The 13221-nt window shown below is 52.5% G+C and carries 10 protein-coding genes; 7 read left to right on the top strand and 3 right to left on the bottom strand.

Annotated elements, in window-relative coordinates; translation table 11 throughout:
• The first annotated feature begins 93 nt into the window (after positions 1-93).
• The 7 genes from ABWO75_RS03415 (at position 94) to ABWO75_RS03385 (ending at position 8402) form a co-directional block, all read left to right on the top strand.
• On the top strand, positions 94-1614 hold the full coding sequence (locus tag ABWO75_RS03415; RefSeq protein WP_353182571.1) for a TPM domain-containing protein: 1521 nt from the start codon (positions 94-96) through the stop codon (positions 1612-1614).
• A 130-nt stretch (positions 1615-1744) separates the two neighbouring features.
• Entirely contained in the window at positions 1745-2890 is a 1146-nt protein-coding gene (locus ABWO75_RS03410; RefSeq protein WP_353182569.1) for a serine hydrolase domain-containing protein, read from the top strand.
• Between the two features lie 27 nt (positions 2891-2917).
• Positions 2918-3766, top strand: coding sequence for a 4-hydroxy-3-methylbut-2-enyl diphosphate reductase (locus ABWO75_RS03405; RefSeq protein WP_353182567.1), 849 nt, complete (start codon positions 2918-2920; stop codon positions 3764-3766).
• Between the two features lie 89 nt (positions 3767-3855).
• Positions 3856-4911, top strand: coding sequence for a ferrochelatase (hemH, locus tag ABWO75_RS03400; RefSeq protein ID WP_353182565.1), 1056 nt, complete (start codon positions 3856-3858; stop codon positions 4909-4911).
• Positions 4911-6203 carry a metallophosphoesterase gene (locus ABWO75_RS03395; RefSeq protein WP_353182563.1) on the top strand — a complete coding sequence of 431 codons (1293 nt, stop codon included), beginning with the start codon at positions 4911-4913 and terminating at the stop codon, positions 6201-6203. The genes hemH and ABWO75_RS03395 overlap by 1 nt, the downstream gene beginning before the upstream one ends.
• Before the next feature lie 106 nt (positions 6204-6309).
• Complete coding sequence (locus ABWO75_RS03390) at positions 6310-7095, top strand: carboxylesterase family protein (protein WP_353182561.1); 786 nt, start codon at positions 6310-6312, stop codon at positions 7093-7095.
• A 71-nt stretch (positions 7096-7166) separates the two neighbouring features.
• Positions 7167-8402, top strand: a complete 1236-nt coding sequence (locus ABWO75_RS03385; RefSeq protein WP_353182559.1) for an ABC transporter permease — start codon at positions 7167-7169, stop codon at positions 8400-8402.
• Between the two features lie 64 nt (positions 8403-8466).
• Here ABWO75_RS03385 and ABWO75_RS03380 read toward each other — a convergent pair whose 3' ends face one another.
• The 3 genes from ABWO75_RS03380 to ABWO75_RS03370 are packed head-to-tail and all read right to left on the bottom strand — an operon-like array spanning position 8467 to position 13198.
• Positions 8467-10641, bottom strand: a complete 2175-nt coding sequence (locus tag ABWO75_RS03380; protein WP_353182557.1) for an outer membrane protein assembly factor BamB family protein — start codon at positions 10639-10641, stop codon at positions 8467-8469.
• A gap of 46 nt (positions 10642-10687) precedes the next feature.
• Positions 10688-11620, bottom strand: a complete 933-nt coding sequence (locus ABWO75_RS03375) for a DUF4380 domain-containing protein (RefSeq protein ID WP_353182555.1) — start codon at positions 11618-11620, stop codon at positions 10688-10690.
• Positions 11621-11626: 6 nt separating this feature from the next.
• Entirely contained in the window at positions 11627-13198 is a 1572-nt protein-coding gene (locus tag ABWO75_RS03370) for a RagB/SusD family nutrient uptake outer membrane protein (RefSeq protein WP_353182553.1), read from the bottom strand.
• Between the last annotated feature and the right edge of the window lie 23 nt (positions 13199-13221).

Raw genomic sequence — 13221 nt, 5'->3', positions numbered from 1 at the left:
AAAAATAGCCAAAGTTAAGTAGTTGTGCAAACGACAAATATGTCCGCTACAGGTACAGTTGTCGTCAAGAATGATTTCTATATTTGGAAATCAATGAACAATATTCCGTATCGATACCAACAGGGCATCCGGTTGCTGATCTGTTTTTTTCTGGCTTTTGCTGGCGGACAAGCGACGGCCCAATACCAGGTTGCTACCATCCCCTCGCCGAAAGAACAGGGGCAGGCGTATTACGTGAGTAATCCTTCCGGTATTCTTAGTCCGCTTACCGTGGATTCATTGAACCGGCTGGCGCGTATGGTGGATGCCGCCACGGCGGCCGAACTGGCAGTGGTAGTTGTGGATGACTTTGCCGGCGACGACGACTTCCGGTTTGCGCTGGACCTCTTCAATACGTGGGGGATTGGCAAGGCGCCGGCGAATAACGGGCTGTTGCTGTTCGTTTCCACAAACAAACGGGCCTACCGGTTTATTACGGGGTATGGCATGGAAGCAGTATTGCCCGACGCACTGTTAAAGCGTATCGGTGAAACGCGGATGGTACCGTTGTTCCGAGGGGGAGATTATGACAATGGCGTGCTTGCAGCCATGGATGCTGTGAAAACCGTTGTGCTCAACCCCGATGCAGCGGCTGATCTACAGCGGAGCCTGTTGCGTGAAAGCTCGTTTTTCTACAGGAACCAAACGGCGTTCCTCTCCTTCGTGATTGCTTTCGTGCTCTATTACCTGCTGTGGAAGGTTGCTTCCCGTGCGTATAACCGTATTCCGACACGCAGCGGACGGAAACCGGCGAAGACATCAACGGGCATATACCTGATCTTCGGTGGTGTGGGGCTCCTTCTTTTCGGGTTTTTTTCCATATTTTTTATTTCGTTCTTCAACATACCCGTTTCGTGGTTGTACCGATGGTCTTACCTTCCCCTATATGTGGCTGTTTTTTTTGGATTAGGGATCACTATGTTGTATTTCAAGGGGCTTTCGCAAATCCGAAAAACATTCGCGAATGCCGCCAACCGGCTTAAGGCAACCACCGATTTCAATAAACGGATGGCATTGCCCATAATCGCCATGCCGCTTACCTGGATGCTCGGCTACGGCGTTTTGCGGCGGCGGCAAGCTGACAAACGACGGCTTGTTGCACCACCGGGGGATGGTTGGCAGCGAATAGACCGGGATAAACTAAGGGACGTGTCGCGTTACCTCGATAAGGGGCAGCGTAAAGAGGAAAGTGTGGGCTCCCTTACGTATGAAATATGGGTGCGTGAGGGCCCGGAAGGCATTCGGTCCGTCTCCTTTCCGGGTAAACATTTCGCCACCTACGGAACGTGTCCGTCGTGTAGCTACCGCACATTTTCCAACACGTTTCTGAAAGTGCTGAAACGGCCGACTGTAATCAATACGGGGGAAGGTGAACGCATACAGGAATGCAGTAACTGCAAGCACACCGTCTCGCACGGAAAAGTGGTGCTCAACCGGACGAAGCCTGGCAGTTCTTCATCCGGCAGCAGCCGGTCAGGTTCGGGTGGCGGATCGAGTGGCCGCAGTTCAAGCAGTTCCGGCGGCAGCTGGGGAGGTGGCAGTAGCGGAGGTGGGGGAGCCGGAGGCCGATGGTAAACCAACGGAGTCTGCGGGTGCCGGCGTGATTTGCCAATACCGGGTCGATTACCTAATTTTGAATGACCACATTGGTGAGATCTTGGATGTCGCTTTTAACTGATGCGATTTCCATAACATGTAACGACATATGATGAACATTAAACACATATTATCCGTAGTTTTTATCTTTTGGACTACGGTTATGGTTTCCCGCGCCCAATCGGTAGCAGAAACTGAAATCAACGCCATTATGGCTAAATATCAGGCCATTGGGGTGTCCGTTGCTGTCGTTAAAGACAATGCGGTTCTTTACAGTAAGTCCTTTGGCCTGAAAAACAGGGAAACCGGAGAACCGCTTGAAAATGACGGCATATTCCGTATCGCTTCCATCTCCAAGTCATTTGTAACCACCGCTATCATGCAGCTTGTCGAAGCCGGGAAGCTGTCGCTGGACGATGATGTAAGCAACCTGATCGGTTTCCGCGTGCGTAACCCCGCTTACCCCGATTCGGTAATTACCCTGGGCCTGATCCTGTCCCATCGCTCCAGTATCAACGATAAGAACGGCTATTTTACACTGGATGCGCTCAATCCGGATAAAAATCCGGACTGGGCCAAAGCATACAACGCCTATGCGCCAAATGCGGGGTATCAATACTGCAACCTGAACTTTAACCTGGCTGGGGCCATTCTTGAAAAGTATTCAGGCGAACGTTTTGACCGGTACATTCACCGGCATATCCTGGAACCGCTGGATATATATGGAGGCTATAACGTAGACGAGCTGGATAGCAACCGATTTGTCACGCTGTATGCCTATGACGGCGAAACCAAGGAGTTCACCGCTTCCCCGGAGGCGTACCGGTCGCGCGCCGACGCACTGAAGACGTATGTAATGGGTTACAGTACCCCGGTTTTTTCACCAACAGGTGGCATGAAAATGACTGTATCGGACCTTGCGAAGGTCATGATGATGCATATGCACTACGGTGTCGTGGACGGGAAACGCATTATTTCAGCAGCGAACAGCCGCGTAATGCAGGCGGTACGAACAACGGAATCGGGCTATGGAATGTCCTTGCGGACTATCGGGAATCTCATTCCCGGCAAAATGATGACAGGTCACGAAGGGATTGCCTACGGACTGTACAGTGCGATGTACTTTCAGCCCCAGGAGCAATTCGGCATGGTGGTGATCACAAATGGCTGCAACACCGGCTTTTCACATGGCGATGTTATCAATGATTTTTTACTGGAGGTTTACGGCAGCCTGTACAGAAACTTCTTGCAATAGTGATTTATTGTATACCTTTGTAGTAGGATGGCCTATCAATTACAGGTAACGATTGACAAAGATTCAGGATTCTGTTTCGGGGTGGTTTATGCCATTGACATGGCAGAAGAAATTCTCGAAACGGACGGCTATTTGTATTGCTTGGGGGATATCGTCCATAATGATGAAGAGGTTGCCCGGCTCAAGGCCAAAGGGCTTCGGATCATTGACCACAGTAAGCTGCCTGAACTTAAAAATGAAAAGGTATTGATCCGTGCACACGGTGAAGCCCCCGAAACCTATCGCATCGCGCTCGAGAACCAGATCACCCTCATCGATGCTTCCTGTCCGGTCGTGCTCAAATTGCAGAACCGGGTAAAAACGTCTTTTGACCAAGCCGAAAAAATCCTGATTTACGGCAAACATGGCCATGCGGAAGTAATTGGACTACAGGGGCAGACCAACGGGGATGCGCTGGTGTTTCAGGATCTTGCCGAGCTCGAGGGGATAGATCTCCCCGAACGGTTTACGCTGTACAGTCAAACCACCAAAAGCACGGATAAGTTTTACGAAATCAAAGCCGAGTTGCAGCATAGGGGATATGATGTAAAGGCCAATGATACCATCTGCCGGCAGGTATCCAATCGGTACGATGAACTGGGTAATTTTGCCAGTCAGTATGATAAAGTGGTTTTTGTGTCCGGGAAAAAATCATCCAACGGCCGCGTGCTTTTCGAAGTGTGCCTCAAACGTAATCCCAACACTTATTTTGTTTCCGATCCTGCGGAACTGGAACCGGCGTTGTTCCAGCCCGGCGACCGTGTTGGTATATGCGGTGCAACATCTACCCCCATGTGGCTGATGGAACAGGTAAAAACCGTGTTGGAGGAGTATTAACCGGAATCCTGTCCAGGCACATCGTCATCTAATTTTCAAATTATCGCCACTTTTTCAGCTACCTTTAACAAATCCGTACCTTTGTAGGGATGAATAAGCCCAAAAAAGGTGTTTTGCTGGTTAATCTAGGTACACCGGATAGCCCTTCCGTGCCGGATGTAAAACGATATCTTACCGAGTTTTTAATGGATGGGCGGGTTATTGACATTCCGGCGTGGCGCCGCACGTTACTGGTGCGCGGCATTATTGTGCCGTTCAGGTCGCCGAATTCCGCCAAGTTATACCGGGCCATCTGGGATCCGGAAACCGGCTCCCCTCTGTTGCATTACAGTTTGCTGCAGCAACGGTTGCTGCAGGAGCAACTGGGCGACGAATATCACGTCGAACTGGCGATGCGCTACCAGAACCCTTCCATTCCACAAGCATTGGCAAATCTGCAGCGCATGGGTATCGATCAGCTGCGGATCATCCCGTTATTCCCCCAATATGCATCGGCAACAACGGGGTCGGTCATTGAAAAGGTGATGGGCACCATGCGCACTTGGTCCACATTCCCCGAGGTTTCGATTGTCAGGGATTTTTACGATGATGCGCTGATGATCGATGCGTTTGCGGAAAACGCCCGCCAGCATGACCTTAGTGCATACGATCATTTCCTGTTCAGTTACCACGGTTTACCCGTACGGCAGCTGCGCCATGTCGCCCCCGATGGTGGGCACGACTGTGAAAGGGCGTCTTGCCGGGTGCGCATTACCGATGAAAACAAACGATGCTACCTGGCACAGTGTTATGCCACCACGCGACTGTTGGCCCAAAAGCTGGGAATAGCCCCTGAAAACTATACGGTATGCTTTCAGTCGAGGCTTGGCAAAACCCCCTGGATACAGCCCTATACAAGTGATGTGCTCGCTGAAGCAGCCCGGCAAAATAAAAAACGGCTGCTTGTCTTCTCGCCCGCATTTGTGGCAGACTGCCTGGAAACGATCTATGAGGTTGGCACAGAATATGCGGCGGATTTCAAGGCGCTGGGCGGCGAAGAAGTACAATTGGTGGAGAGCCTTAACGGCCACCCCAAATGGATTACCGCGCTGGGGAAATTAGCAACGGACGGCGCAGGCCAGGTGATAACAAGTGACTACGATTAATGGCTATTTTCACTACCATTCTATTACTGATACTGGATTTTTATATTTATAAAGCCCTGCGGGCTACGTCTATCAAATGGGCGGCTACCAAGGCATTCCCCCGAATCTGGTGGGGGTACAGCATATTGATAACCATGGGGGTCTTTGTGAGCATTTATGTGAATATCCCATTAATGCTCCGGTCCATTATCCTGGTTGCTTTTTTCATTACGTTCTGCACGAAGTCCATTTTCATGGCCGTACTGCTGCTGGATGACATCCGGCGGGGAGGGATCTGGATCAAGCGGCTTGTTTTACCGGTGAAGAAAATGCCGGAATCCGGACGGCAACCATTGGAACCCGGTAGCGCACCGGAAACCCCGCTTCCGGAGCAGCCGGTAAAGGGGATCAAGCGCTCGGAGTTTCTGACCAAGGCCGGAATACTCATCGCCTCGGCTCCCCTCGTACCCATGGCCTGGGGTGTCATATCCGGTGCTTATGATTATCGCATCCGTCGGCAGAAATTGTATCTGCCTAACCTGCCGAAGGCTTTTCACGGAATGAAAATCGGGCAATTATCGGATATCCATTCCGGTAGCTTCTATAACAAACGCGCCGTGCAGGGTGGCGTGGAGTTGTTGTTGGCCGAACGGCCGGACGTGATTTTTTTCACCGGCGACCTGGTGAACCACCTGGCCAATGAAATGCGCGATTACCAGGATATTTTTGCTAAAGTGCAGGCGCCGCTGGGCGTTTATTCCACGCTCGGCAATCACGACTACGGTGATTATCATTTCGGGCCGGAACCCTCTGCGGCCAAGGACAAAAACCTGCTGGACCTCAAAGAGACACACGCGGTGATGGGATGGGACCTGTTGCTTAACGAAAACCGGAAGCTCCGGGTGGATCAGGAAGAAATCGGCATCGTCGGTGTGGAAAACTGGGGCACGGGGCGCTTCCCTAAATACGGGCGCCTGACGGAGGCACTAAAGGGTACCGATGACGTGCCGGTAAAGCTGCTGCTCTCGCACGACCCCTCGCATTGGCGTGCGGAAGTGCTGGCACACCCCGATGTCGATGCCATGTTCAGCGGGCATACCCACGGCATGCAGTTTGGCGTACGTACGCAGCACCTGCAATGGAGCCCTGCCCAGTACATTTATAAGGAATGGGCCGGCCTTTACCGCGAAGGCCATCAACAGCTGTACGTGAATACCGGCTTCGGTTTCCTCGGCTATCCGGGGCGTGTAGGTATTTTACCCGAGATCACCGTATTCGAATTGATCCGCGGGGAAGCCCCCGCGCGAACGTAATCCTCCTTTTTCCACGCTTGTTTTTCAGCAGTAAAGTAGCTACTTTTACCGGCCGCACCGGTGGATAGGCGACCCATGCGGAATCGGACTACCAAATCAGACTACCATGAGATACACATTACTGGCTACCCTTACCTATCTAAGTATGATCACGGCCGTTTCGGCGCAGGATCTTTCGATGTATGAAGCGAACACGCTGATTCACCGGGGCGATACGCTCCCTTACCGGATTCTTTTTCCCGAAAATTACGATCCCAATGGCAGCTATCCGATACTCTTTTTCCTCCACGGAGCCGGAGAACGCGGAAATGACAATGAGAAGCAGCTCACCCATGGGGGTAAGATCTTTCTCAATGACACCATACGGCAGGATTTTCCCGCCATTGTTGTTTTTCCACAGTGCCCCGCGGATTCTTACTGGAGTAACGTCGACACACGGGAGCAACCCAACGGCGGACGCGAGTTTTATTTCAGCACAGGAGGTAAACCAAGCACGGGTATGCGCCTGTTTTTGCGCCTGGCGCGCCGACTGATCAAGGACGAAGCAGTGGACCCGCAGCGTATTTATATCGGCGGCCTGTCGATGGGTGGAATGGGCACCTACGAAGCATTACGACGCAAACCCAAATGGTTTGCTGCTGCATTTGCCATCTGCGGGGGCGATAATACGGCCAATGTCGCCCGCTATGCCCACGTGCCGCTGTGGATTTTCCACGGCGAACGGGACGACGTCGTGCCACCGATGCATTCGAGGGTGATTATCCAGGAACTTCAGCGGGAAGGGGCAGACCCCAAGTATACGTTCTATCCCGAAGCGGGGCACAATAGCTGGGATGCCGCGTTTGCCGAGCCTGAACTGTTTCCCTGGCTCTTCCGCCATAGCAAGAAATAAGGCACGGGCTGTAACAACAACAGGAAACTGTTGTCTAACCGTTATCAATTTTTTTGGGTATGTCGGTAAAAATGTCGAATCGTGAAAATGTAAAGCTGTCGCTTCAATCGATCAACAGCAACAAACTGCGTACATTTCTTACGGCCCTGATCATCGCCATCGGCATTACGGCCCTGGTTGGCATCCTGACCTCCATCGACGCCATCAAAAATTCACTGACCGATTCGTTTTCAGCCATGGGCTCCAATGCGTTTAACATCCGGAATCGCGGGCTGAATGTTCAGATTGGAGGGAGCGGCACACGGCCCAAGACTTTTCCGCCGATCACTTATTACGAAGCAAAGGCCTTTAAAGACCGATTCGATTACCCGGCGGTGGTTTCCCTGAATACCTACGCCTCGTTCGGCGCTACGGCAACCTTCCGGAGTGAACAGACAAACCCCAATATCAATGTGCTGGGTGCCGATGAGCATTACCTTGAGACGGCCGGCTATAAACTGTCCGCCGGGCGGAACTTTTCACCCCGTGAAATTGAATTTGGCAGTAACGTCGTTATCGTGGGGTCGGAGATCGTTGAGCGGCTCTTTAAAAACAACGAAGAACCCCTCAACCAGCACATCAGTATCGGGAATAACCGTTATACGATTATCGGCGTGCTGGAAGACAAGGGGTCGAGTGCGGGTTTTGGCGGCGATAAGACCTGTATTATCCCGCTGATTAAAGCCCGGGCGGTCATGGCCATCGGACATCCTTCCTATACCATTACGGTGATGGCCGCCAACCCGCAATATATGGATGCGGCGATCGGTGAAGCCACGGCACTCTTCCGCAATATCCGCGGCGCCCGGGTAGGGCAGGAGACCAATTTTGAGATTACCAAGAGTGATGCGGTAGCCCAGATATTGATTGAGAGCCTGACGTATGTGACCATCGGTGCAATAGTGATCGCATTGATTACCCTGATGGGTGCGTCCATCGGCTTAATGAATATCATGCTGGTTTCCGTCACGGAACGCACCCGTGAAATCGGAATCCGCAAGGCGATTGGCGCTACGCCCACCGTGATCCGCCGCCAGTTCCTCACGGAGGCGGTGGTTATCTGCCTCATGGGCGGCTTCGCAGGTATTTTCCTGGGAATATTAATCGGCAATATCCTGGCCGTGGTGATGGGAGCCAGCTTTATTGTTCCATGGAACTGGATCATCCTGGGTGTCTGCGTCTGCGTGGGCGTGGGTATGGTATCCGGATATTACCCGGCCTCCAAAGCGTCCCGGCTCGATCCGGTGGAGGCACTCCGTTATGAATAAAAAAACCGTCACGGGAAATCCCATGACGGTTTGGCTACCGGATTCTCCGGTATATCAACTAAATTTAATCCGGTAAAGCAAACGCCATAACCGATCCCGCAGGATTTTTCTCGTCTCCTCCCACGGAAATAGCAATGTATTGTTTGCCGTTAACCTGATAGGTACTTGCATTGGCATTGGCAACGCCCGGCAGGTCAAATTCCCACAGTTTTTCTCCTGTAGCTTTGTCAAAGGCCCTGAATTTCCGGTCCATCGTACTGCCGATAAATACCAGCCCCCCTGCGGTGACGGTCGGGCCTGCTGAGCCTGCCTCTCCGGTTTCTTCCGGACCGGTCTGCAACTCGGGGTTATTGCCGATGGGCACACTCCAGGCATATTCTCCCGTGTGCAGGTTAATCGCATGCAACATACCCCATGGCGGTTTAATACCCGGGCGACCTTTATGATCACGGAAATGGCCGTATGCCGTCAGGTTCAGGTACCGGTCAAACGTGTCAAGCACTACGGTGTCGTTTACTGCCTGCTGATTGCTCGTAATTTCCTCCATCATCCGTGACTCCCGGCTCGGCCGCTCGCTGTTTTCCTTCTCGAAAAGGTAAGCCAGTATGGCCTGCTCTTTCGCCCGGTCATTGACGACGCTGGCGAAACCAGGCATCTTACCGCCGCCGTGTTTAATGCGGTTCAGTACGTCTGTCTCACTCATCCGGCTCTTCAGTCCCACTAACGAGGGGTTACCCAATTCATCTCCGTTACGGTCGCGGCCGTGGCAGCTTACGCAATAGGTATTGTACAAGGTTTCTCCCTGACGGTATACCGACTGGTTGGATACAGCGCTTTCACGTTCCACCCGCTTCATCCGCATCAGTTCGGGCGAGTCGTTTGACTTCACGTAAAATAAACCGGATGTGGCATCGTAAGCTCCGCCTCCCCAGCTTGATCCGCCGCGTGATCCCGGAAACTGCATCGTACCCTGTAAAGAGGGCGGTGTAAACAGCCCCTCGTACCGCAGCGAGCGGAATACCTGGAGCAGGGAATCGTGTGATTCAGGTGAATAATTCGCCAGATCATCTTCGGTAAGCAAGTGACGGGCATAAGGCGCCGGTTTCAACGGGAACGGCTGTGTGGGCCATGATTCTTCCCCGGGGATATCGGACTGGGGTACCGGCCGTTCTTCGACAGGGAAAAGCGGTTCACCGGTTTCACGGTCAAGTACGTACAGAAAGCCCACTTTGGTGGTTTGCGCTACGGCGTCTATCTTTTTACCGTCGTGCTCCACGGTTACCAGGTTGGGGGGGGCCGGAAGGTCATAATCCCAGAGGTCGTGGTGCACGGTCTGGAAATGCCAGATGTATTCACCGGTCCGGGCATTCACTGCCACCACCGAATTGCCGAACAGGTTTGCTCCCTTACGGTCGGCACCGTAGTAATCGTAGGTAGGTGAACCGGTTGCAAAAAAGACCATGCCGCGGTTTTTATCGAGACTCAGGCCACCCCAGTTATTTGCGCCACCCACATATTTCCAGGCATTCGCAGGCCAGGTTTCGTAACCCACTTCACCGGGTTGCGGTACCGTGTGGAATGTCCACGCCAGTTCTCCGGTGCGTACATTATAAGCGCGGACGTGCCCCGGCTCAGCGCCGTATAGCTCCGACACCTCGGTGCCAAGGATCAGCAGATCTTCGAACACAATACCGGGTGAGGTGGGAATAACGGAAATTTTATCCGGATCGCCACGCATGCCGACATTCAGGTTTACCCTGCCGTTTTCCCCAAATGTCGAAACCGGCTCGCCGGTCAGCGCATCGAGGGCAAATAAGCCATCGCCGCCGGTAAACAATATCCGTTTATCGGCACCGTCTTCCCAATAGGTTACTCCGCGTTTTACCCCGCCGCCACGTTCGCCGTTAAACGGGTCGAAGCTCCAGCGCTGCTCGCCTGTTGCGGCGTCTATGGCATAAAGCCGTCCCCGCGCCGACGTGGTATACATGATGTTGTTGATAACAATCGGGTTGCTTTCGCTGTTGGCTCCCCGGCTTCCTTCGGGCGCATCATTGGGGTTAAATGTCCAGGCCACCGCTAACTGGGAAACGTTTCCCGTGTTTACCTGGTCGAGCGGTGAATAGGCGCTGCTTTCAGCGTCTCCCTTATAAACCCCCCAGTTGCGGTATACCTCCGAGCTGTTGTTGCAGCCGGCAAAAAGCAGCATCAATGACGCTGCCATCGGTAGTTTTAGCTTCATCTTCACAAATAGATCTAATTTATCGATAATAAGTCGTCAATATTAATTATTTAATTACACTTCTTACATAATCAACGAGCAAATTGTTACCTGAAGTTACGTCCAGGCTGTCCGGCAGTTCCCGGAGATACCAGGTTACCTCCCATGACAGGGTATCCCCCGGTGAAAGCGGGGTATAGTTTCCCTGATGCTCGATTTCCACATAGCTTTTTCCCGGCTTTACATCGCTGGCAAATAACTCAATCTCTCCCTCCTTGGGTGCATTTTTCTCCAAGGGAACATCGGGGAATTTTTTGATCAGGATCGTCCGTCCGTTGATATGTGCCATCCAGCCTTCCGAACCATCGGTATACAGCTGCCTGTCGCCCTTCAGGGGTAATCCCGCTGCGTCATACGTAAACCAGGCGATGCCGTCGGCTACGGTAGTCAGCGGCAGCAGACCACCCCGCATGTCGCCCTCCCCCCTTGGGAAAAATGTGATGCCTTCCGTATGCACGCGTGTTACCTCCCATGGGGCTGCAAACTGGGGTATGGGCGCCTGGTTGGTGAGCGTATAGCGCAGGATATAACGCGCGGGATTTTCGGCAGCTGAAAATTCCTTGGTCACTACCAACCCGGTTTGCGGATCCTGCTGGCTTACCATTTTCAGCGTATTGCCCGCAGTAATCACTTCATACGGTTTATTGTCCAGCTCGGCCGAAGGCGGCCAATGCCAGACACTTTGCGGACTCGGCCAGAACGTGGATCCCCAGTTGAAGTCATTGACCTCCGGACCGGTTAGGAAATCTTCGCCGTCCAACGTCAGCGAGGTGATCCTGCCACCGATGGCAGGATCAACCGCTAACTGTTGATTTTCGAGCTGGAAAAGGTAACGTCCATCTTGCTCCTTAATCGGCACCAACGCGTGGTCTGTCGATGCCCGGTCATGGCAACCCCATCCTAAACAGGGAAGCAGAAAAATCAACCGAATGAATTTCATGACCCGCTAGTTCCAGTCGTTGGCCACATCGGCAGCCAGTTCCGCATTCGAATTCCGCTCATCGATCGGAATCGGGAACAGGTAATGCTTGTCCAGGAACGGTTGCTGGCCCGGTCCGGCGGGATGCTCCGCATTCAGCACTTCTTTGGCAATGCCCCAGCGGACGAGGTCGAACCACCGCGATTGTTCACCGGCAAACTCAATCTGCCGCTCCCGCCGTAATGCGGTGCGGGCGGCATCCTGACCGAGCCCCACCGGGTAATTTTCAGCCATGACGCTGGGCCGGTTCCGCACGTCATTAATGTAACCGATACCGGTAGCCACATCAGGACTGTTTTTTTCAATATAACATTCGGCCAGCATAAGCAGCACGTCTGCGTAACGGAGCACGTGCGTATTGATGCCGCTCATCGGTGCTTCGGTATATTGCTGGAATTCATAAGGCTGGTACTTGCGGTAACTGTTGCCGAAGAATCCATAATCGTAATCAATCGGTCCGCCTGAACAGGCATCGCAGTATTTTGTGTCACCTCCATTCTGCGCAGTGCCGTAATACGTAAGTTTAGCACGCGGGTCGATGTAAGGCGCGCCTGATTGCGGATTCGCATAGGTATGTGCCTCCACCAATGCATCGGATGCGACCACGTTCTGCCAGTCGTTAAAACCATATTCCTGTGCCCTTCCGGTATGGAACGTTTTACCATTCGTACCTTCTTGGCCGCCGAACATGTAATACTGTGTATTTGATGTGGTATAAGTATGGTTTACATCAAATACGGTTTCGGGGCTGTTGATGTTATCTTCGCTGAAAAGATGGTCATAGCTCGGGTCGAGCGAGTACGTAAACGGCGCGGCAGTAAGCTGTGCCAATTGCGCAATTGCCTCATCGTACTTCTTTTGAAACAGGTACGTGCGGCCCAGGAATGCGATCGCGGCGCCTTTCGTGGCCCGGCCTTTTTGCTCTGGGGCATGGGCAACGGGAAGATCGGGGATAGCGGCTGTAAATTCGCTTTCCACCACTTGCCAGACGTCGGCTACCGATGATCTCGGAAATGAGTTTGACTGCGAATCCTCGAATGTCATCCGCAGTGGAACCCGACCCCAGTTGGTGACCAGGTTAAAATATGCAAATCCCCGCAGCCAATGTGCTTCGGCAATGTATTGCCGCTTCGCGGCGGCCTCGGCTTCAGTGGCGGTTTCCCATCCCTCGATTACTTTCAGTGCCAGGTTAGCCCTGAAAATCATGCGGTATAAGGACGACCATAACCCCACAATATCCTCATTGTTGTTGTTGAAGCTGTAATCGGCCAACTGCAATTCCGTACCAACCAGCGGCGAAGCACGTTCCGCATCATTGGCCAGCAGATCAAAAACAAAATACCACTCCCGTGCCATCATCCCTGTATGACTGAAAACAGCATACGTGGCCAGTACGGCTTCGTTAAACTGGGTCTGCGTTTTGAAATACGACACATCGGTATAATTGTTCTCGTTTTTTACGTCCAGCAAATCTTCATTGCATCCGCTGGCTATCAACATACCTGCCGTGGCTAATAAAATTCCTATTTTCTTTTTCATGTTACTTCTGATTAAGATGATAC

Source organism: Parapedobacter lycopersici (assembly GCF_040395035.1).
GTDB classification, from domain to species: domain Bacteria; phylum Bacteroidota; class Bacteroidia; order Sphingobacteriales; family Sphingobacteriaceae; genus Parapedobacter; species Parapedobacter lycopersici_A.
The sequence above is the reverse complement of the archived record's forward strand: the minus strand, read 5'-3'. Positions and strand labels throughout refer to the sequence as shown.